Here is a 20,607-nt window from a genome sequence, read left to right as displayed (position 1 = left end):
AACAGCAGAAAGCTTTCTGGGCTTCATCGATATCGTTTCGATCCGCCTCTGGCTGCGTCTTTTGTCAACATGACCTAGGTTGAACCGGAGGTAGACAAGCAAACACTTGTTGAGTGCAAAACAATATTGGTTGCGTGTTGCGTTGCTCTTAACAAAAACAACAGCGCAACACGTTGCATCAGCATGGTCCTACTCGAGAGGTAAAACCTCTCTCGAGTGTTTCTAGAAGGCTTCGTCTAAGGTCTCGTCCTCGTCCACTGGGCTGAAGTAAGAAAGGCCATCAAGGTCGACATGCCGCATGGCCTTGGCTCGGGAGTAGTATGTTTGAGGGTCAGTCGCTTTTAAATCTCCAGCTGCAATGTACCGGTCAAGCCGACGCTTTACGGTTGAACGATCAACGCCTAACGCCCGACCAATCTCAGCCGCACTGATATAGTTGCCCGACTTGAGGGCTTTGATATAGGGGTCGTCTTCAGCGTTTTCTGGAAGCTCCTCATTGACATTCCATCCGTCCTCTTCAAGTTTCCACGTCCTTGGTGCCAAACGATTGTCGCCCTTGGACCTGTACTTGCCGAAATCAGCTATGAAGCTCGACTGACCGGGGCGGCTTATGGACGGCTTCTTGAGCCCAATGATAACTTCAAAGGTTGTTTCAAGTGCGGTTGATCCTCTCATGGCTCCGCCGTTCTTATTCGAGTGGTGAACAAGGATGGTCGCGATACCCATTCGTTTGAGGTTAAGGAAGAAGTCTTGGACTTGCTTGAAGGCGACGGATGCATTCTCGTCTTCTAGACCGTCCGTCAGGGTGGTGAAGTTGTCGAGAATTAGCAGCTCGAATTTGCCGACTCTGACACGACGAAGTATCTCATTCTGAGCGTCAGGGTCCGTCAAATCATAGAATGGCTGACCCACGTTCTGATCTTGTCGGGCAAGTATGGTGAGGTTCTTCAAGGCAACAGTGCGTTTACGTTTGGTCGTGAGAATACCTCCCGTAGCACATAGAATTTCTATGCGTTCCTTAATGTCCTGAATGTTCATCTCCCCGTCGATGTACAGGACCTTCCGGGGCTCTGGTGCATCCCAGTCACCAACAGCGCCACCACCGGCTACGGCCAAGGCTACGCTCAGGCAGAGCATGGTCTTGCCGACACCAGATGCAGCCCAGATGACGGCTGACTCCTCAGTTCTGAGCCACGGTTGAATGATGGGTTGGCGTTCGCGAAATGAACGTGCAAGAAGCTCCTCCGCAGACGAACTGCGAAGGGTTGATAGTGTCATGGTTGTCATAGGATGTTTCCTCAAAAGGTGACTGAAGCCGTTTAGCGGCTGGAGGAGCGGTGGTTCTCTCTCCTATTCAGGCACTTTGTTGTCACACCGTCAGATCAAGCTGCTTTGGACTGATTCAATGCAGCCTATCTGCCTGTTTCCATCTGAGCAGTGAAGGTCTTATGTGCAGAGCCTCATGTACTTTTGCATGACCTCAAGACCATGACCTTTTCCGTAGCCTTCTCCGACGCCTTTGGTTGTCCAACCGCCGATCCTGTCGATCAGGTCTGATGGTGCCTCCACATTTCTCAGGCGGTCCCTCATGGTGTGGCGCAGGCTGTGTAGCGTCTGTTCCTTGCCCGCCAGCTTATTGTCCCTCAGCCACTTGTTGAGCGCAGCAGAGGCCGTACCGGGGTTGAAGTCTTTTCCCTGCCCTTTGGGTTGGAATATTGGAAACAGGAATGGTCCATTTGTCTGCATGGCTTTGCGACAGGCCCAGAGAGCCTCACCGACCAGTGGTACCATACGTTCTGACCCTTTGGTCTTAAGCCTTCGATCAGCCGTGGGTCGAATATGGATGTAGGGGATGGCAGCATCGAGGAAGACGTCCGCTTTTCGCAAGCCAATGATCTCGGCTAATCGACACATGGTGTCCGAGAGCATTGCGATGGCCCAGCGCCGTTCATCATCCAGTTCGTGGCAGCGGTTCTTGATAGCTACAAGCTCTGCCGAAGTGAACGTGTCACGGGGCTTTCTCGGTGGTTCTCCTTGGTTTGCAATCTCTAAATCATTGAATTGGTTGCTAATATTAAGTTCGAACTCAACAATGGCTGTGCTGATGACGGGACGTATTTGGGACAGATAGCGCTTAATGGTTTCGGCGCTTACACCCTGTTTGATCAAACGGCTTACGAACTCGTTGCAGTGCTTCCGTCTGACGTCGGCAACGATAATGTCGCCAGTTATGTCCAACAGTAAGTTCCAAGCTCTCGTGAACTGCTGTTGGCCACTTTTGCTTTTTGGCCCCTTGCCAAGCTCGAAGTGTTTGTTTTTCGCATCGGTCAGCGTTCGGGGGATGCTTCCCCCACTCAGAATGTCTAACGTCAGTCGGTCTTGGCGGGATGGTATTGGGCGTGGTTCATCTTGATCATATTGGCCCACCAATGCGTCAACAAATGAGGTGATCGCATCACGACCATGGTGCCGCTTACCATCGCCTTGCTGTAGCCCTGCCCGCTCCAAGGTAGCCAGAGATGCAAGCGGGTCTGCATCATAGCCGGAGCCGTCCCTATGGGCTCTCCAGAGGGCATCAAGCCTCCTTGTCTGGCCATCAGCCAACTTGGCGGCTGTGTTCTTGTCTGACGTTTTCAGGCTGAAATAGAGCTGACCTTGAGGCTTCTTGGTCGCCGGGTGACGATGAAGATGCTGCACGTCATCCGGTACTCTACGGCGATAGTACCATCGGTTCTTCTTGAGTTCGATGTACTTGCACATCACACGGAAGGCCCCTGCTTCAATCAATATTACCACGGATGTGTAACCTCTTGTGTTACCTACGGCAACGCCAAGACACTACCTAACCCATTGATAATTAACGATAAGATGGGGTTTTAGTGGCGGACTGGGGAGGATTCGAACCCCCGACCCCTTGATTCGTAGTCAAGTACTCTATCCAACTGAGCTACCAATCCGCGTGTCGGTGCGTTTAGACTCAGTGGCCGGGTGATGCAAGGGGCAAAACGGATTTCTTGGCTATTGCGCCGCTTCCGCCAGTGCCAGATCGGCTTTCGGCAGTTGGATCACAAAGGTGGTGCCTTTGTCGCTGGTCTCCAGCAGTTCCAGCCGCCCGCCGTGGCCGCGGATCAGGTCGGCGGCGATCACCAGGCCCAGACCGGCGCCGCCCTTGCGCACACCGCCCTGGAACGGCTGGAACAGATGTTCCTGCGCCTTATGCGGCATGCCCGGGCCGGTATCGCTGACGGTCAGGCGCCAGACCAGTTCGTCTTCATCAGCGCGCAGCCCGATTTCGCCAGGCTCACCTGTCGCCATGATCGCCTGACGCGCGTTGCGCACAAGGTTGAAGATCACGCGGTATAATTGTTCGCCATCAGCGCGCAGAGTCAGCGTGGCGGGAATATCTTCGGCGAAAGACAAAGGGTAATCGCCGGCGGCCAGTCTTTCGCTGTCGATCACATCCTCGACGATGCGCGCAAGGTTCACGCGCGCCAAGGCCGGGGCAGGTTCATCGACCCGGCCAAAGGCCAGCGTGGTTTCGCATAGATTGACCGCACGGGTGATGGAATTGACCAGTTTCGGCGCCATGCGTTGCACCAAAGGATCATCCGAGCCGCCGATCCGGTCGGTGAATAATTGCGCCGAGGTGAGGATATTGCGCAAATCATGGCTGACCTTGGCGACAGCCCCGCCCAGCTGCGCCAACCGCTCTTTCTGCCGCAAAGCGCCGGTCAGCTGGGTCTGCATCATCTGCAGCGCCACTTCGGCGTCACGCAATTCGCGGACCTTGGCGACCGGTGTGATGATCTGGCGCGCATCTTCCGGCGCTTTGGCGTAATTTTGCATATGCCCGACGACGCCTTTGATCGGGCGCACCAGCAGAATCTGAACCGCGAAAAACAGCAGGCTGGCGGTCATGATCGAAATGAAGGCAGACAAGATCAGGATGTTGCGGCCAAATTCGCGCATGGCACTCTGCAACGGGCGTTCGTCCATCGTGACTTCGATCAGCAGCCCGCCGTCGCGCACCGGATTGCCGATGATGCGGATGATCCGGTCCTCGGTTTGCAAAAGCGCGCGCAGCGCATCCGCGATCAGGACTAGGCCGGACGGGTCGCGCATATCATAGGTTGCGCTGATTGTCTTGGTCACGGGCGAGGACAGGGCAAGCTGCCTGACCTCATCACGGCGCAGGACGACGTTATAGACTTCGGCGTTGCGCAGCAATTCAGCCTCTAATTCGGGGCTGATCATCCCATCGGTTTCGGTCGCGAGCGAAGCGATCTGCGCGCGTTCAAGCCGGGCGAGCAGATAATCTTCGCGAAATCGCGCGACGGAGGGCACAAAAATGAAAATCTCGGCGATCATCACGAAGACGATCGTGAGGATCAGAAATCGCCCTGAAAGAGAATTGATCATTCCGCCTCGCAAAGGTCATGGCAGATACCGCTGCACCAGACCGACAACCCGCTTTACAATGGGGTTTTCAAAAAGTCTTGGGCTAAAATAAGCACCTGCAGCCCGTTTGTTAACCTCTCCTACGGTCGGATAGGGCAAAACTGTCGTGGCAATGGCAGACATTTTCATGCCATTGGCGATGGCCATGGCCCAGATCCCGATCAGCTCGCCGGCCATCGGGCCAGCGATGGACGCGCCGACAGGGCGGCCTTTGACCACCATGACCTTGATCAGCCCCTTGGTTTTGCGTTCGGCGATCAGCCGGTCATTGTGGTGGAAATCGGCGCGGACGACCTCGAGCTTTGGCCCGTATTTCTTTTTCGCCTGTGCCTCGGTCAGGCCGACCTGCGCCAGTTCAGGGTCGGTATAGGTGGCCCAAGGGATATGGTCAGTGCGTTGTTTTGACGGCAGGCCAAGGACCAGCGACCGGATCAGCACGCTGGCGTGATAGCCCGCCAGATGGGTGAATTGCAGCCCACCAGCGACATCACCGGCGGCATAGACCCGCCGGTTGGTGATAGACCGCAGATTGGGGCCGACCTTCAGCCCTTTGCTGTTGTAAGCGATGCCGCCGTCCTCAAGGCCCAGCTTGTCGACATTCACCTTGCGCCCGACCGCGATCAGCAGGTGTGATCCGGTCACGGCACCTTTCGGCGTCTGGACCGTGATCTGGTCGCCCTCGGCACTGACATTCTCGGCCTGTGCATCCTCGATGATCGTCACACCTTCATCGCGCAGTGTATGCAGCACGATACCGGCAGTTTCGGGATCATCTTTGCCAAGCGCCTTGGCACCTTCAATGACTGTTACCGTGCAGCCGAGCCGCCGATGCGCCTGCGCCATTTCCATCCCAATCGGGCCGCCGCCGATGATGATCAGATGATCCGGCTTTTCACGCAGGTCGAACAAAGTTTCATTGGTGTAATAAGTGACATCCGCCAGACCGGGGATCGGCGGCACCAAGGGGCCGGACCCTGTCGCGACGACAAAGCGGCGCGCGGTGATGACATTGTCACCGGCCTGCACCTCGGTTTTGGAAATGAACCGGGCGAAGTCCTGAATGACCTGCACACCCAGCCCTTCAAACCGCTCGACACTATCGACCGGCGCAATGGTGGCGATGACATCGGCGATATGGTCCTTGGTGGCGGCGTAATCGACCTGCGGCTGGGCCGCGGCGATCCCCAAAGGCGCGCCATGCCCCATCGCATAGGCCTGTTTGGCCGAGGCGATCAGCGCCTTGGACGGCACACAGCCATAATTCAGGCAATCGCCGCCCATCTTATGGCCTTCGATCAGCACCACCTTGGCGCCCATCTGCACCGCCCCTGCCGCGACCGACAGCCCGGCAGAGCCTGCACCGATGATACAGATATCCGTCTTGATCCGGTTCATGATCTAAAGACCTTTCTTGCCCCGCAGGGCTTTGATGAGGATCGGCAGTGCGGCCAAGGCGCACAGACCCAAGATAGGCAGCAGGATGGCCGGTTCAAAGATGATGCCAAGATTGGGCGTCTCGCCACGGGCAAAAACCTCGCCCAAGCCAGCACCGACCGAAGTATAGACCACACCGCCCGGAATGATCCCCAGAAAGGTGGTGATCGCAAATCGGACCAGCGGCACCCCGACCAAGGCAGGCACCAGATTGGCGACAAAGAACGGCACGGCGGGGACCAGCCTGATCAGGAACAGCATTTCCCATTGATTGGCGTCGATCCCGTCCTTGATCCGTTTGACCATCCCGTCAGAGGCTTCCATTTTCGCGGCCAGCTTTTCCCCCAGCCCCCAGCGGGCCGCCTGAAAGATGATGACCGCGCCCAAAGTCGCACCAATCACGTTGAACAGCGCACCGGGGAAGGTCGCGAATAAAAAACCCCCGGTCAGCGTGGCAATCGTGGCACCGGGCAGGGAAAAGGCGACGATCACGATGTAGGCGGCGATAAAGCCCAGCACGCTCAGCAGATAATTTTCATCGCGAAAGGCCAGCAAAGCCTCGCGGTTGTCGGCCAGCGCCTGAAAGGTCAGATAGTCGCGCAGGTAAAATGCGCCAGCCAGCGCGACGATCAGAATCACGATCAGCGGCAGCTTGCGCAGCAGGGGGTTTTCGGCTTGATCAGACATGAAAAACTTTCGGTCATCGGCAGTTGCGGTCTTGATGCCTGCATTGTGCCATACGCGATAGCCGTATCACGCCGCATTGATGTGCCGTGTCGGGATGTTTCAGCCGCCCGGCTTAGAAATCTTGGGCCAACCGCGTTGACAGGGCGTCATGCCCCCTCTAAGGAGCAGGTCTGAAATGTAGTACGGCCTCGAATCCTGTTCAGGGTTTGGCCTTCAACCGGAGGACACGCGATGAAGCGTACGTTCCAACCATCCAACCGGGTTCGCAAGAACCGCCACGGCTTTCGCGCACGCATGGCCACCAAAGCTGGTCGCAAGATCCTGAATGCACGCCGCGCCAAAGGCCGTGCAAAGCTGAGCGCGTAAGCGCCGCTTTCGACTTGAGCGTTTTGAAACCGCCGGTTGCGCCTAAGACAGGGCTTCCGGCGGTTTCCGTTTGTCTGCAGGTCCTGACCAAACGCGCCGATTTTGTCCGCGCCTCCAACGCTTTGCGGCAAGGCACGCCGGGCATTCACCTGCAAGCGCGCAAACGCGCGGAAGGTGAGGCCGATGGCCTGCGCGTCGGTTTCACCTGTTCCAAGAAAGTCGGCAATGCGGTGGCCCGCAACCGCGCCAAACGCCGCCTGCGCGAGGTCGCGCGGCTGGTCCTGCCGGAACACGGGCGCGACGGCTGGGATTACGTGCTGGTCGGACGGCATGGGATCACCGCAACTTTACCCTTTGACACGCTGGTCGCCGATCTGCGCCGCGCCTTGCGCAAGGTGCATACATGACACCGCTGGCCTATGTTCTGGCCTTGCCAGTCCGCGCCTACCGGCTGATCTTTTCACCTTGGGTCGGGTTCAATTGCCGCTATCACCCGACCTGTTCGGCCTATGCGCTGGAATCGCTGGAAAAACATGGCGCGATCAAGGGCGGTTATCTGACGATCCGTCGCATCCTGCGCTGCCATCCCTGGGGCGGCAGCGGCATTGATAACGTGCCGGATTAATTCAGCTTTTCGAATGAAATCGTCACCGTGCCGATATCGAACCCGAAACGTTTGACATAGGCGAGGTTGAGCAAACGATCCTCTGTCAGCAGCCACATCCAGTCGTCAAACGTGACGCGCAAAGTCTCTGCCGTGCCATCGGCTGACGGGATCGGCAGATCAATCTCATATTGCCAGTTGAACCGATTGTCCTGTTCGCGCCCGGTCGCTGTGCCGATCACGCCCGGCGCTGTGCCTTCCCAAGTATCCGGGCCGGTCTTGACCAAGGTCCAGATCCGCTGTTCGGTGGACCCGTCCTCATACACGAAATCCTCCACCAGCCGCAGACGTTCGCCATCCCAATCACCGGCGATGTTTACCACAAAACTGCGCCGCACGGTGCCAAGGATATCCTGAAACTGGCCATAGGCGACGAAATCACCGTCAAAGAATTCCTCTAGATTCAGCTGCCTGTCGCTCAGCGCCGGATCATCGAAGGATGGTTTGCCGGTGCAGGCAGCAAGAAACAGCAGGGCGACAAAGGCAATCAGGCGCATCATATTCTCCGGGTTTTCATTGATACGCTTTGCGCGGCTGTTCGGATGCCTCTAGGCAGACAGGCGATCCTCTGGCATATCCCGCGCATGTTAGATGAATCCGAAATCCACAAGCTGTTCGAAGGCGCGCCCAGCACGACGGAGTTCAAAAAGCTCCGCAAACGGATCGTGCGCCAGACGCGCGAGGCGATAGACCAATACGCCATGATCGACCGGCGCAGCGACGGCACCACGCCCAAATGGCTGGTCTGCTTGTCGGGTGGCAAGGACAGCTATACCCTTCTCGCCGTGCTCCATGAATTGAAATGGCGCGGCCTGCTGCCGGTCGATCTGCTGGCCTGCAATCTCGATCAGGGACAGCCGGGCTTTCCCGCGACAGTCCTGCCGGAATTTCTCGAACGCATGGGCGTGCCGCACCGGATCGAATATCAGGACACCTATTCCATCGTCATGGACAAGGTGCCGGCAGGGCGCACCTTCTGCGCTTTGTGTTCGCGGCTACGGCGCGGCAATCTTTACCGTGTCGCGCGCGAAGAAGGCTGTTCCGCCGTCGTGCTGGGCCATCACCGCGATGATATCCTTGAGACGTTCTTTATGAACCTGTTTCATGGTGGCCGCCTTGCGACCATGCCGCCGAAACTGGTGAACGAAGAAGGCGATCTGTTCCTCTACCGTCCGCTGGCCTATGTGGCCGAGGTGGATTGTGAAAAATTCGCACAAGCGATGCAATATCCGATCATCCCCTGCGATCTGTGCGGGTCGCAGGACGGTTTGCAGCGTCAGCAGGTCAAGCAGATCCTTGATGGCTGGGAGAAAAACAGCCCCGGTCGCAGGCAAGTGATGTTCCGCGCGCTGATGAATGCGCGGCCCTCACATCTGCTCGACCCCAAGCTGTTTGATTTTGCGGCCCTTGCGACGGGCCTGCCGAGCACCGATCCACCGCAGATCTGACGGTCCTGCCGCAAGAAACTGAACCGCAACCTGCCCGCAAGCTCTGCTTGATGCCGACCCGCCTTTGCGGCATCACTCTTCGCTATGAGACGCCTCTGTCATCCCTCCTGTTTCCGCACTGCGCAATGATCGCGCTGGGCATTGATCTGGGCGGCACCAAAATCGAAGCGCAGGTCTTTGATGCGGATTGGGCGCTGGTCGAACGGCGGCGCGTCGGCACGCCGGACAGCTATCCGGCGCTCTGCGCGGCATTGCAGGACCTTGCCCTTTGGGCCGATCAGATCGCGGGCCAGCCCCTGCCAATCGGCATCGGTGCCGCAGGTGCGGTCAATCCGCGTGACGGGCTTGTCCTGGCGGCCAATCTTGCCGCGACTGGTCAGCCTTTGCCATCGGATCTGAGCGTCGCGCTGGACCGCCCTGTCACCTATCTCAATGACAGCCGCGCGCTGGCCTTGTCCGAGGCGGTCTTTGGCGCAGGCCGCAGTTATGACAGCGTCTTCGCGCTGGTGCTGGGCACCGGTGTCGGCGGCGGTTTCGTGCAGTCTGGTATGTTGCAGGGCGGGGTGAGCGGCACCGGCGGTGAAGTCGGCCATATCGCCGCTCCCGCGCATCTGGTGCAGCGGCACGGGCTGCCGGTGCTGGATTGCCCCTGCGGCAGGCAGGGATGTATCGAGACGCTGATCAGCGGGGCAGGGCTGGCACGGATTGCCACGATGATGACCGGCAGGGCTCTGACCGCCCCTCAGATCATCGCGGCGCGCGGCACAGACCGCCGGATGCAGGCCGTCTGGCGGGTCTGGTGCGCGCTGACTGCTGACCTGATCCAGACATTGACGCTGACGCTCGATCCCGCCTGCATCGTTCTGGGCGGCGGGATGTCGGATATTCCCGACCTTGCCAGTGATCTGACGATTGCCGTCGCGCAGGCACAGTTTCAGGGTTTCGCCAGCCCGGTGATCCTGCGCGCGGCAGGCGGCGCGGAAAGTGGCGCACGTGGTGCCGCCTATGCGGCCTGGCAGGTGGCGCATGGATGATGGCTGGATCATCCCTGCGCAGGTCTTTGACGCCGGGCGCCTGCATCAGGACAAGGCGCTTTGCGTCATGGCTGGGCAGGTCACGGCGATCTGTGATCTGGCCGATGTGCCGCAGGATCAGCCGCGCCGGAACGTGCCGGGGGTCCTGAGCCCCGGCTTTGTTGATCTGCAGGTCAATGGCGGCGGCGGGGTGCTGTTCAACCATGCGCCCGATCTGGCGGGGATCAAGGCGATCATCGCAGCGCATCGCCGGTTCGGCACGGTGGCACTGATGCCGACCGTGATCACCGACACGCCTGCGGTGCTGGGCCGCGCTGCACAGGCCGTCCTCGCTTCGCGTGATCTGCCCGGTTTCGCGGGGCTGCATATCGAAGGCCCGCATATCGCGCTATCACGCCGGGGGACCCATGCAGAGGCCTATATCCGCCCGCTGGATGACGCCACGATGCAGATCATCCGCGACCTGCGCCGCGCCGATGTCGCCATCATGATCACCCTCGCGCCAGAAATCGTCAGCCCCGGTCAGATCACTGCCCTGACCGCAATGGGTGTGATCGTCTCCTTGGGGCATTCCGATGCAACGGCGGATCAGGCACGGACTGGCTTTGCCGCAGGCGCGCGGTCGGTGACCCATCTGTTCAACGCCATGTCGCAGATGCAGGGCCGCGCGCCGGGGCTGGTGGGGGCTGCGATCAGCAGTGACGCCTATGTCGGGATCATCTGCGATGGCGTGCATGTGGCGGATGCGATGGTGGCGCTGGCCTGTCGGGCGCGCCCTGTCGCCGGGCGGATGATGCTGGTCTCCGATGCGATGCCCACGGTCGGCGGGCCGGATCACTTCGACCTTTACGGCCAGACGATCCGTCTGCAAAACGGGCGGCTGATCAATGCCGAGGGCAATCTGGCAGGCGCGCATTGCACCATGCTGTCCGGCCTGCAGCGGCTGGCAGGCCCGGTCGGGCTGCCCTTGGAACAGGCGCTGCAGATGGTCATCACCGCCCCGGCAGACCTGCTCGGGGCTGCCCATCTGGGCTCTGTCACCGGGCGCGCGCTGTCCGATCTGATCTGGCTGGACGCAGACCTGATGTTGCAGCCGTTATCGGGAAACATCCGGCATGATATCGCTTAGCGCAGGACCACCTGCTGTTGTGGCCGAGATCAACAGGGTGCAAAAGCCCTTCAAGCTACAGAGGTATTGCCTATGAAAACGCGCATCATCACCCTTCTTATGACCTTCGCCCTGTCGGTCTTTGCTGTCGGCGCCTCGGCGCAGCAGCTGACCCTGCCGCAGATTTCCGATTATCTGAACCAATTGCAGACGGCACAGGGGGGATTTACCCAGATCAACGGCGACGGCACCTTGTCGACCGGTCAAATCTACATCAAACGCCCCGGCCGGATCCGGTTTGAATATAACCCGCCCGAGGAATCGCTGGTCATGGCCAGCGGCGGGCAGGTCGCGATCTTTGATCCCCGCTCCAACGCCGGGCCGGACCGCTATCCGCTGAATCAGACACCGCTGAACATCATTCTGCAACGCAATGTGGACCTGAGCGCGGCACGCATGGTCACCGGCACAACATCTGACGGTACGACCACGACGGTCACCGCACAGGACCCCGATAATCCGCAATATGGCAATATTCAGCTGGTCTTTACCGCCAACCCGGTCGAGTTGCGGCAATGGATCATCACCGATGACATGGGCAGTCAGACCACGCTGGTTCTGAACGATCTGCAGGCCGGCGGCGATATCGGCGACATCATGTTCAACATCAATGCCGAGATGCGCCGGCGTGGATTCGAATAAACCGGCCAGTCACACGAAAAAGGGCGCCCTGCGGGGGCGCCCTTTTTCTGTCAGGGTTGCGTAGGCCGCCCGATCAATCATCTTCCCCGCACAGATAGACCGCGCCGCCGATCACCACGACACTCGCTGCCGCACCTGCCAGCATGACAGGCGCACCGACAGCTGCGCCAGCCGATGACAGCAACCCGGTGATCGTGCTCGACGTGCCCGACAGCACCATCGCGCCCGAGCTATGGGTCACAGCAGACACGGTCGATGACAAGCGGCTGGTCACGGTGGCATCTTCCACCTCATTGCCCAGCCCGACCAGATTCATCGCCTGATCGCGCGTGGTGTTCACCACCCGACACGTGCGCGACGGTTCCACGCATCGACCGTAAGCATCGCGCCGCCCTTGGGCAGGCATGGAATGGCTGCGGGTCGCCGAATCGTAGTTGGAACAGAACACCTGCCGTTCTTCCTGCGTCAGCTCTGGCGTCAGATAGGCCACCACAACGGCACCGGGGCAGGTGCCACGGCTGAAGATCCGTTCCCGGAAGGACGAATAATAGGGCTCAGAATCGTCATAGAATATCTCGTAGGGCTCGCCCTCGATATTGGTCGTGCAACTGACCGTTTCTGCCATCGCCGGTGCGGCCAATGTCAGTCCGAAAAGACCAGCTGCAATCAGCTTACCATAGACCATCGTCATGTTTCCTATACGATCAGATTACCGTCTGCGGCAGGCCCGCAGCTGCGCATCATACATGACCGCGCGCGACGCGACCGCATCCGCGACACGGATCAGCCAGGCCTTGGACCGCCATGTGCCGCGCAGATAACCCTGCCGTCCATCGTGGTAGGCCAGATATTGATTGCGCGTATCATTCAGCGGCACGCCGGTTTCTGCCACGGTCTTGGTCATGTACCAGCCCATGAAATCGGTGGCGTGATTGATGTTATCGCGCCGCGAACGACTGCCGCCGCCCTGTTGCTGATATTCCCGCCAGGTGCCGTCCAGCGCCTGCGAATAGCCCAGCGCCGATGACTGGCGGCCAATCGGGATCACCCCCAGCGCATAGGTATGCGGTGGCCGGATATCCCCGATGAATTTGCTTTCCTGATACATCATCGCCATCATCGTCGGCACCGGAACGCCGTATTTACGCTCTGCCGCCTGAAAGGCGCGATAATAATGCGGTCTTTCGCTCGCAATGCTGCAAGCGTCGTTTAGATTGCGCGGCGCCGAGAAGTTCCCACTGCCGCCGCAGCTGCCAAGGAACACCAAGAGTGCCAGTGCGCGGAGATATCTGCTCATGCCCGTCGCCATATATTGTTTTTTTACACCATAGCGTGAAAACACCCGGCTGAAAATGCCTAAGGCTGGATGATCTGATCACAAACAGCGGGGTTATGCCGAAAAGCGCGGTGACAGACCGCGCTGGCCGCGCGAGATGATCACGCGTCAGGCGTGGACTTCCCCCCGGAAAACTCCATATAATGCTTTGAAAGGTGTCGGAATATGCTCAAAAAGCACGCGAAATACCATTTGGGACAGGTTGTCCGCCATCGCAAACACCCGTTTCGCGGGGTGGTCTTCGACGTGGATGCCATTTTTGACAATACTGACGAATGGTACAATGCCATCCCAGAGGATAGCCGCCCGATCAAGGATCAGCCCTATTACCACCTGCTGGCCGAGAATGAGCAAAGCTTTTATGTGGCCTATGTCTCTGAACAGAATCTGGTGCCCGATTATTCCGGCGAACCCGTGGACCACCCCGATCTGGACGAATTGTTCGGCCCGTTCGAGGATGGTCTTTACCCGCTTCAGGTGCAGTTGAACTGACGCCTGCGGGCTGGTCATCGGTGCCTTGCATGTTACATCCCGCAGTAATGACCAAAGGATGTGACTGATGCTTGTTGTGATCTCCCCCGCCAAATCGCTGGATATGGACCCTGTCTCCCTGCAGCCGACGCAGCCTGCCTATCAGGAGGATGCCGTCCGGCTGGCCAAGACCGCGCGCAATCTGACGCTGACGCAGCTGAAAGACTTGATGTCGATCTCCGACGATCTGGCGCGCCTGAACCGTGACCGGTTCAAAGCCTTTGCCGCAGACCCTGCCGCTGATGCCGTCAAACCAGCAGCCCTCGCCTTCAACGGCGACACTTATCAGGGGCTGGAGGCCAAGACATTATCCGAGGATGATCTGGCCTGGGCGCAGTACCATCTGGGGATTCTGTCTGGCCTTTACGGGCTCTTGCGCCCGCTGGACGCGATCCAGCCTTACCGGCTTGAGATGGGCAGCAAGCTGAAAACCCGCCGGGGAGCCTCGCTCTATGATTATTGGGGCGACACCATCGCCAAGGCGCTGAACGCACAAGCGGCGGATGTCGACACCGACATTCTGATCAACTGTGCCAGTCAGGAATATTTCGGTGCCGTGGACCGCAAGGCGCTGCGGCTGCGTGTCATCACCCCCAGTTTCATGGAAGTGAAAGACGACAGGCCCCGCATCGTCAGCTTTTTCGCCAAACGCGCGAGGGGTGCGATGGCGCGGTTCATCGTGGAAAACCGCCTGACGGATGCAGAGGGGATCAAGGATTTCGCGAGCGGCGGCTATGCCTATGATGCCGATCTGTCCGAGGGGGATACATGGGTGTTTACCCGCGACTATCCCACGTGAAATCTTGGTCTGACCGGGCAGGGCTGCACCGGCAGGGAAAAATTGCCAATTGGCAATTGTCTGTTATTTGGATATTTATCAACAGGTTACGCCATATTTTGTTTTCCTGGATAACGCACCGCGCCGCCCTAAATCCGCTCAATCGCCAGCGCGATGCCCTGCCCACCACCGATACACATCGTGATCAATCCGCGCTTGCCCCCGGTGCGTTCCAGCTCATACATCGCCTTCACCGTGATGATCGCCCCCGTCGCGCCCACTGGATGACCCAGCGCAATCGCGCCGCCATTGGGGTTCACCTTCGCCGGGTCCAGCCCCAACTCCTTGCTGACTGCCAGCGCCTGCGCGGCAAAAGCCTCGTTCGATTCGATGACGTCGAAATCAGCGGCCTTCAGCCCGGTCTTTTCCAGCAGCGCCCGCACGGCAGGGACGGGGCCGATCCCCATCACCTCTGGCCGCACACCGGCATGGGCATAGCCAAGGATACGGAAACGCGGGGTCAGCCCGGCAGCCTCTGCGGCATCGGCGCGCGCCAGCACGATGGCGGCAGCCCCGTCATTCAAGCCCGAGGCATTGCCCGCCGTGACCGATCCGTCTTTCTGGAACACCGGGCGCAGGGCGGCCAAAGCCTCGGCCGTGGTAGCCTTGGGATGTTCGTCGCGGATGAAATCGACCATGTCGCGTTTGACGCGGACATGCACCGGGGTGATCTGGCTGTCGAAATAACCTGCCGCTATCGCCGTCGCCGCACGCTCTTGGCTCTGCAAGGCGAAGGCATCCTGTTCGGCGCGCGTCACGCTATGCTCACCCGCCACATTCTCTGCCGTGATCCCCATATGGCCGGTGCCAAAGGGGCAATTCAGCGCGCCCAGCATCATATCCTGCGTGCGGATATCGCCCATCTTGGCACCCCAACGTTGATCGGTGACGATATAGGGCGACCGGCTCATATTCTCTGACCCGCCCGCAAGGCCGAAATTCGCATCCCCCAGCATCAGCGATTGCGCGACCGAGATGATCGCCTGCACCCCCGACCCGCAGAGCCGGTTCACGTTCATCGCAGGCACAGAATCGGGAATACCCGCCTGCATCGCGGCGACACGGCTGACATACATATCCTTGGGTTCGGTGTTGATCACATGGCCAAAGGCGACATGCCCGATCTGTGCGCCCGCAACGCCCGACCGTTCCAGCGCGGCCTTGGCCACCACGGTCCCGAGTTCAATCGGCGTGGTCCCGGCCAGCGCGCCGCCAAAAGTGCCAATCGCGGTGCGTGCGCCGCCCAGAATAACGATGTCGGTCATGGTGATCCTCCCTCAGATTTGCACTGACCATAGCGGATCGAACCCGTGGCAAAAGCCACAACGTCGCGGCACGGGGGAAATCGCAAGGCCGGACGTTTCTTTTGCCCCTTTGCGTGTTAGGTCCGGGGCATGACATTGCTGACCGTCGATACCCTGTCCAAGACCTATGCCACCGCCGATGGCCCCTTCGCGGTCTTGCGCGGGGTCAGCCTGACGCTGGACGCGGGTGAAAGCCTTGCCCTGACCGGCGAATCGGGCAGTGGGAAAAGTACGCTCTTGCATCTGATCGGCGGGCTGGACAGCGCCGATGCGGGCCGGATCGTGCTGCAAGATCAGGACATCACCCAGATGGACGATGCTGGCCGCGCGGCTTTGCGGCGCGGCACGGTCGGCGTGGTGTTCCAGCAATTCAATCTGATCCCCAGCTTGAAAATCGCCGATAACATTGCCTTTCAGGCGCGTCTTGCCGGGCGGCATGATCCGGATTGGTGTGCTGTCTTGGCGGATCGGATGGGTCTGACGGATCACCTGCGCAAATACCCCGAACAATTGTCCGGTGGCCAGCAACAGCGCGTGGCGATTGCCCGCACTTTGGCGCCGCGTCCCGCCTTGGTTTTGGCAGATGAACCCACTGGCAATCTGGACGAAGGCACTGCCGCCATTGTCATGGACATGATGCTGGAACTGGTGAGTGAGACTGGCGCGGGCCTGTTGATGGTCACCCATTCCCAAGCTCTCGCAGGCCGGTTGCAACGCCGCCTCCATCTGCGCGCGGGGCAGGTGGCATGACGCGTGCGGCTTTTGGTGCGCTGCTCTCGCATTGGTGGCGCAACCCGCTGCAATTGTTCACGCTTCTGGCCGGTCTGGCTTTGGCCACGGGCCTCTGGTCCGGGGTGCAGGCGATCAATGCCGAGGCGCGGGCGAGTTACGATGCCGCCGCAACCACGCTGGATGAAGGCCGCTATGACCGCCTTGTCGCCCGCGACGGCGGGCCTTTTGCGCAAGATATCTATGTCGCTTTGCGCCGTGCGGGATGGCAGGTCAGCCCGATGGTGACGGGCGATCTGGACGGTGTGACCCTGATCGGCCTTGACGCGCTGACCGCGCCGAGCGGGATGGGGCCGGTCAGTCTGGGCGGTGATATGGATATCGGTGCTTTCCTGATGGGCGGCGCACAAGTGTTCGCGAATGCCGCGACTGCACCAAGGCTGGACGGTGTCGAGGTGCTCATTGCTGACGATCTGGCGGATGGCACGGCGGTCACCGATATCGGCACGGCGCAGGATCTGCTGGGGCAGGCGGGCCTGATCGACAGCCTGCTGGTGCTGCCGGATCAATCCGGCAACCTGCCCGCACTGGCCCAGATCGCCCCCGACCTGACGTTGCAAGCCGCGCAAGGCGGCAGCGATATCGCCGGGCTGACCGATAGTTTCCACCTCAACCTGACCGCCTTTGGTCTGCTGTCCTTTGCCGTGGGAATTTTTATCGTCCACGGTGCCATCGGGCTGGCGTTTGAACAACGGCGCGGCATGGTGCGCACATTGCGCGCGCTGGGTCTGCCTTTGCGCCGTTTGATCGGGCTGATGCTGGCGGAACTGTTGGTTTTCGCGCTGATCGCGGGTGTGATCGGCGTCGCCTTGGGCTATGTCATTGCCGCCTTGCTGTTGCCCGATGTCGCCGCCACCTTGCGCGGGCTTTACGGCGCGGATGTCTCGGGCAACCTGCAATTACGCCCGATCTGGTGGCTGTCGGGGCTGGGGATCGCCCTTGCCGGGACCTTGATCGCGGGCGGATCGGCCTTGTGGTCCATCGCAAAAATGCCGCTGCTGGCTGCCGCCCAACCCCGCGCCTTGGCGATGGCGGCAGGGCGCAGGGCGCGGTGGCAATTGATAGTCGCGTTGGTGTTGCTGGCCATCGCTGCCGTGCTGGTCTTCACCGCTGACGGTCTGGTCGCAGGTTTCGTCATGCTGGGGGCCTTGCTGGTCGGTGCCGCCTTCGCGCTCCCGCCTGTGTTGAACGCCGTGCTCGCCGCCGCATCAGCCCGCGCCAAGAGCGTGACCGCGCAATGGTTCTGGGCCGACAGCCGCCAGCAATTGCCGGGTCTGTCGCTGGCGCTGATGGCGCTGATGCTGGCGATTGCCGCCAATGTCGGTGTGTCGACCATGGTGTCGAGTTTCCGTCTGACCTTCACCGGCTTTCTGGATCAGCGCCTCGCGTCCGAACTTTATGTCACCACGGAAAACGCCGCACAGACCGAAGCCCTGATCGCCTATGCAGCCACCCGCGATGTCGCGGTCCTGCCGATCCAATCCGCCGATATTCAGGTTGCAGGTCAACCGACCGAGGTCTTCGGGACCCGCGACCACGCCACCTATCGCGACAATTGGCAATTCCTGCAAAGCCTGCCTGATGCATGGGATGCGACCTTTGCCGGGCAGGCGGTGGTGATCAACGAACAACTGGCGCGTCGCGGTGGGCTGGCGTTGGGTGACATGGTGCAGGTGGGTGCGCAGACCCTGCCGGTGGCTGGTGTGTATGGCGATTACGGCAACCCCATCGGGCAAGTGGTGCTGGCCGAGGCGGCCTTTGCCGCTGAATTCCCCGAGGTCGCCCCGCGCCAGTTCGGCCTGCGGGTGTCAGGCGATGTCAGCGATTTCGTGACCGATCTGACAGAGGCCACCGGCATCGGCCCCGGCCAGACGATTGACCAAGCCGGGATCAAGGCCGTGTCTCTCGCGATCTTCGAGAGGACCTTCACCGTCACCACCGCGCTGAATATCCTGACCCTCGCCGTTGCCGGTTTCGCCATCCTGATGAGCCTGCTGACCTTGGCCGCGATGCGCCTGCCGCAACTGGCCCCGGCTTGGGCGATGGGGATGACGCGCGCGAAACTCGGGCGGCTGGAATTGCTCCGCGCAGTGATGCTGGCGGTCCTGACCGCCGTGCTGGCCTTGCCTTTGGGTCTCGCCCTCGCTTGGGTGCTCCTCGCCGTGGTCAATGTGGCGGCCTTCGGTTGGCGATTGCCGATGTATCTGTTCCCGCTGGATTACGCGCGCCTTGGCGGCTTTGCCCTGCTTGCTGCCGTGCTCGCCGCTGGCTGGCCCGCTTGGCGGCTGGCCCGTACCCCGCCCGCCGATCTGTTGAAGGTATTTGCCAATGAACGCTAGAGCATTGCTCCTCTGCCTGCTGCCTGTCACCGCGAGCGCCCAAGGCTTCGCGGGCCTCGGCACCGACATCGACGGTTTCGCTACCCCCGCCCCGGACCCAGTGTTCGATTTCCCGGCAGATCACGGCCCGCATAACGATTACCGCATCGAATGGTGGTATCTGACCGCCAATCTGGAGGATGCGGAGGGCAATCCCTACGGCTTGCAATGGACGCTGTTCCGCTCTGCCCTTGCACCCTATGACGTGGCAGGTTGGGACAGCCCGCAGCTCTGGATGGGTCACGCGGCGGTGACGACCGAGACGGATCATTTTGTCGCCGAACGCCTAGCGCGCGGCGGGATCGGGCAAGCGGGTGTGGTGGCTGAACCATTCAGCGCATGGATCGACGATTGGGCGTTCGAGGGCGATTGGCAGAATATGCAGATGCGCGCCACCGGCACGGATTTCAGTTATGATATGGAGCTGACCGCCACAGGCCCCTTGGTTTTCCATGGTGAGGATGGCTATTCGGTGAAATCCGCCGCAGGGCAGGCATCTTATTACTATTCGCAACCGTTCTTCGATATCGCAGGCACGCTGCAATTGCCTGATGGCGATGTGGCTGTCACGGGCAGCGCGTGGCTGGACCGGGAATGGTCGTCGCAGCCTTTGGCGGACAATCAGACGGGGTGGGACTGGTTCTCGCTGTCCTTCGACGATGGCGCGAAACTGATGGGATTCCGGCTGCAACAGACCGATGGGATGAATTACACCTCTGCCACTTGGATCACGGCAGAGGGGGAGACGACACCCTATGCTGACGATGCCTTGCAGGTGAACCCCTTGGGCCTGAACGAATCCGATGTGCCGGTGCGGTGGCACCTGACCCTGCCGGATCGCGGGGTTGATGTGACGGTAGAGGCGATCAATGATGATGCTTGGATGACGACCAGCGTTCCCTATTGGGAGGGGCCGGTGATTTTTACCGGCAGCCACCAAGGACGCGGTTATCTGGAGATGACAGGCTATGAGTGAGTGGTTTGAGACGTTGGACGGGTTGCGCGCCCGCGCTTGGGGGATGCTGGCGCGCGGTGTCGCCGATGCAAAGCATCCTTGCCGTCTGCCGACCGTCTGCACAACGTCGCCGGGCGGCTGGCCAGAGGCGCGCACGATGGTACTGCGCTCTGCCGATCCGGGCACGGGGGTGGTGACGCTGCATACCGATCTTCATTCGTCCAAACTCGCCAGTCTGACCGCCAATCCGCGCGTGGCATTGCATGTCTGGATCCGGCCACAGGCGCTACAAATTCGACTGCAGGCCCAGATCACGGTGCAAACTGGCGAAGAAACCCGCGCTTTGTGGGATAAAATCCCAGATCACGCGCGGCAAAGCTATGGCGTCACCCCGCCGCCCGGCACGCCCATCGCCGCAGCGCTGGATTACGTCAAAGACCCTGACCCCGCGACCTTTACCGTGCTGGAATGTCGTGTGATGCAGATCGACCTTGTGCATCTGGGTGAAAACCACCGGCGTGCTGCCTATTCACGAAGCGATGACTGGGCCGGGCAATGGCTATCGCCGTGACCGG

The 20,607-nt window shown here is 60.2% G+C and carries 22 protein-coding genes and 1 tRNA gene; 13 read left to right on the top strand and 10 right to left on the bottom strand.

Annotation, left to right across the window (positions count from 1 at the left end; genetic code table 11):
* Positions 1 to 222 precede the first annotated feature (222 nt).
* The 6 genes from VOY09_RS14895 to VOY09_RS14870 all read right to left on the bottom strand — a co-directional run bounded on the left by VOY09_RS14895 (position 223) and on the right by VOY09_RS14870 (position 6,579).
* Positions 223 to 1,287, bottom strand: a complete 1,065-nt coding sequence (locus VOY09_RS14895) for an AAA family ATPase (RefSeq protein ID WP_322894595.1) — start codon at positions 1,285 to 1,287, stop codon at positions 223 to 225.
* A 159-nt stretch (positions 1,288 to 1,446) separates the two neighbouring features.
* Complete coding sequence (locus VOY09_RS14890) at positions 1,447 to 2,796, bottom strand: tyrosine-type recombinase/integrase (protein ID WP_322894596.1); 1,350 nt, start codon at positions 2,794 to 2,796, stop codon at positions 1,447 to 1,449.
* A gap of 84 nt (positions 2,797 to 2,880) precedes the next feature.
* A tRNA-Arg gene (locus VOY09_RS14885) sits at positions 2,881 to 2,957 on the bottom strand.
* A gap of 61 nt (positions 2,958 to 3,018) precedes the next feature.
* Positions 3,019 to 4,419 carry a HAMP domain-containing sensor histidine kinase gene (locus VOY09_RS14880; protein WP_322894597.1) on the bottom strand — a complete coding sequence of 467 codons (1,401 nt, stop codon included), beginning with the start codon at positions 4,417 to 4,419 and terminating at the stop codon, positions 3,019 to 3,021.
* Between the two features lie 15 nt (positions 4,420 to 4,434).
* The gene (locus VOY09_RS14875) at positions 4,435 to 5,853 is read right to left on the bottom strand and encodes a dihydrolipoyl dehydrogenase family protein (RefSeq protein ID WP_322894598.1); all 1,419 of its coding nucleotides are present in this window, start codon (positions 5,851 to 5,853) and stop codon (positions 4,435 to 4,437) included.
* A gap of 3 nt (positions 5,854 to 5,856) precedes the next feature.
* Positions 5,857 to 6,579, bottom strand: a complete 723-nt coding sequence (locus VOY09_RS14870; protein WP_322894599.1) for a TVP38/TMEM64 family protein — start codon at positions 6,577 to 6,579, stop codon at positions 5,857 to 5,859.
* A 231-nt stretch (positions 6,580 to 6,810) separates the two neighbouring features.
* On the opposite strand from VOY09_RS14870, the gene rpmH reads away from it, so the two are divergent.
* Genes rpmH through yidD form a run of 3 tightly spaced genes read left to right on the top strand, consistent with a single transcriptional unit; the run spans position 6,811 to position 7,570 of the window.
* Positions 6,811 to 6,945, top strand: coding sequence for a 50S ribosomal protein L34 (rpmH, locus tag VOY09_RS14865; protein ID WP_007204042.1), 135 nt, complete (start codon positions 6,811 to 6,813; stop codon positions 6,943 to 6,945).
* Between the two features lie 23 nt (positions 6,946 to 6,968).
* Positions 6,969 to 7,352 carry a ribonuclease P protein component gene (gene rnpA / locus VOY09_RS14860; RefSeq protein WP_322894600.1) on the top strand — a complete coding sequence of 128 codons (384 nt, stop codon included), beginning with the start codon at positions 6,969 to 6,971 and terminating at the stop codon, positions 7,350 to 7,352.
* Complete coding sequence (gene yidD / locus VOY09_RS14855) at positions 7,349 to 7,570, top strand: membrane protein insertion efficiency factor YidD (protein WP_322894601.1); 222 nt, start codon at positions 7,349 to 7,351, stop codon at positions 7,568 to 7,570. The genes rnpA and yidD overlap by 4 nt, the downstream gene beginning before the upstream one ends.
* Here yidD and VOY09_RS14850 read toward each other — a convergent pair.
* The gene (locus tag VOY09_RS14850) at positions 7,567 to 8,109 is read right to left on the bottom strand and encodes a DUF3833 domain-containing protein (protein ID WP_416236752.1); all 543 of its coding nucleotides are present in this window, start codon (positions 8,107 to 8,109) and stop codon (positions 7,567 to 7,569) included. The genes yidD and VOY09_RS14850 overlap by 4 nt on opposite strands.
* A gap of 84 nt (positions 8,110 to 8,193) precedes the next feature.
* Between VOY09_RS14850 and ttcA the strand changes: the two genes are divergently transcribed.
* The 4 genes from ttcA to VOY09_RS14830 all read left to right on the top strand — a co-directional run bounded on the left by ttcA (position 8,194) and on the right by VOY09_RS14830 (position 11,901).
* A complete protein-coding gene (gene ttcA, locus VOY09_RS14845) occupies positions 8,194 to 9,057 on the top strand; it encodes a tRNA 2-thiocytidine(32) synthetase TtcA (protein ID WP_322894716.1) in 864 nt (287 codons plus the stop codon).
* Between the two features lie 125 nt (positions 9,058 to 9,182).
* Positions 9,183 to 10,091, top strand: coding sequence for an ROK family protein (locus tag VOY09_RS14840; protein ID WP_322894602.1), 909 nt, complete (start codon positions 9,183 to 9,185; stop codon positions 10,089 to 10,091).
* On the top strand, positions 10,084 to 11,220 hold the full coding sequence (locus VOY09_RS14835; protein ID WP_322894603.1) for an N-acetylglucosamine-6-phosphate deacetylase: 1,137 nt from the start codon (positions 10,084 to 10,086) through the stop codon (positions 11,218 to 11,220). The genes VOY09_RS14840 and VOY09_RS14835 overlap by 8 nt, the downstream gene beginning before the upstream one ends.
* 72 nt (positions 11,221 to 11,292) lie before the next feature.
* Entirely contained in the window at positions 11,293 to 11,901 is a 609-nt protein-coding gene (locus VOY09_RS14830; RefSeq protein WP_322894604.1) for an outer membrane lipoprotein carrier protein LolA, read from the top strand.
* A gap of 73 nt (positions 11,902 to 11,974) precedes the next feature.
* On the opposite strand, the gene VOY09_RS14825 is transcribed toward VOY09_RS14830, so the two are convergent.
* Positions 11,975 to 12,592 (bottom strand): hypothetical protein, encoded by a 618-nt coding sequence (locus tag VOY09_RS14825; protein ID WP_323811289.1) that lies wholly within the window; start codon positions 12,590 to 12,592, stop codon positions 11,975 to 11,977.
* A gap of 18 nt (positions 12,593 to 12,610) precedes the next feature.
* Positions 12,611 to 13,198 (bottom strand): transglycosylase SLT domain-containing protein, encoded by a 588-nt coding sequence (locus tag VOY09_RS14820; RefSeq protein WP_322894606.1) that lies wholly within the window; start codon positions 13,196 to 13,198, stop codon positions 12,611 to 12,613.
* A gap of 204 nt (positions 13,199 to 13,402) precedes the next feature.
* Here VOY09_RS14820 and hspQ point away from each other — a divergent pair, with 204 nt between their 5' ends.
* Both hspQ and yaaA read left to right on the top strand, forming a co-directional pair.
* Positions 13,403 to 13,729, top strand: a complete 327-nt coding sequence (gene hspQ / locus VOY09_RS14815; protein ID WP_322894607.1) for a heat shock protein HspQ — start codon at positions 13,403 to 13,405, stop codon at positions 13,727 to 13,729.
* A gap of 67 nt (positions 13,730 to 13,796) precedes the next feature.
* Positions 13,797 to 14,567: a peroxide stress protein YaaA gene (gene yaaA / locus VOY09_RS14810; RefSeq protein WP_322894608.1), complete on the top strand. Its 771-nt coding sequence runs from the start codon at positions 13,797 to 13,799 to the stop codon at positions 14,565 to 14,567.
* Positions 14,568 to 14,695: 128 nt separating this feature from the next.
* Here the strand turns inward: yaaA and VOY09_RS14805 are convergent, their stop codons facing one another.
* Positions 14,696 to 15,871 carry an acetyl-CoA C-acyltransferase family protein gene (locus VOY09_RS14805; protein ID WP_322894609.1) on the bottom strand — a complete coding sequence of 392 codons (1,176 nt, stop codon included), beginning with the start codon at positions 15,869 to 15,871 and terminating at the stop codon, positions 14,696 to 14,698.
* Positions 15,872 to 16,000: 129 nt separating this feature from the next.
* Here VOY09_RS14805 and VOY09_RS14800 point away from each other — a divergent pair, with 129 nt between their 5' ends.
* The 4 genes from VOY09_RS14800 to VOY09_RS14785 are packed head-to-tail and all read left to right on the top strand — an operon-like array spanning position 16,001 to position 20,603.
* Positions 16,001 to 16,660 (top strand): ABC transporter ATP-binding protein, encoded by a 660-nt coding sequence (locus VOY09_RS14800; protein WP_322894610.1) that lies wholly within the window; start codon positions 16,001 to 16,003, stop codon positions 16,658 to 16,660.
* On the top strand, positions 16,657 to 19,038 hold the full coding sequence (locus tag VOY09_RS14795; RefSeq protein WP_322894611.1) for an FtsX-like permease family protein: 2,382 nt from the start codon (positions 16,657 to 16,659) through the stop codon (positions 19,036 to 19,038). Before VOY09_RS14800 ends, VOY09_RS14795 begins: the two co-directional genes overlap by 4 nt.
* Complete coding sequence (locus VOY09_RS14790) at positions 19,028 to 20,053, top strand: lipocalin-like domain-containing protein (RefSeq protein ID WP_322894612.1); 1,026 nt, start codon at positions 19,028 to 19,030, stop codon at positions 20,051 to 20,053. Before VOY09_RS14795 ends, VOY09_RS14790 begins: the two co-directional genes overlap by 11 nt.
* Entirely contained in the window at positions 20,046 to 20,603 is a 558-nt protein-coding gene (locus VOY09_RS14785) for a pyridoxamine 5'-phosphate oxidase family protein (protein ID WP_322894613.1), read from the top strand. Before VOY09_RS14790 ends, VOY09_RS14785 begins: the two co-directional genes overlap by 8 nt.
* Positions 20,604 to 20,607: the final 4 nt, after the last annotated feature.

Origin of the sequence: Yoonia sp. 67-2 (genome assembly GCF_035117555.1) — a bacterium.
Classification (GTDB): Bacteria; Pseudomonadota; Alphaproteobacteria; order Rhodobacterales; family Rhodobacteraceae; genus Yoonia.
The sequence above is the reverse complement of the archived record's forward strand: the minus strand, read 5'-3'. Positions and strand labels throughout refer to the sequence as shown.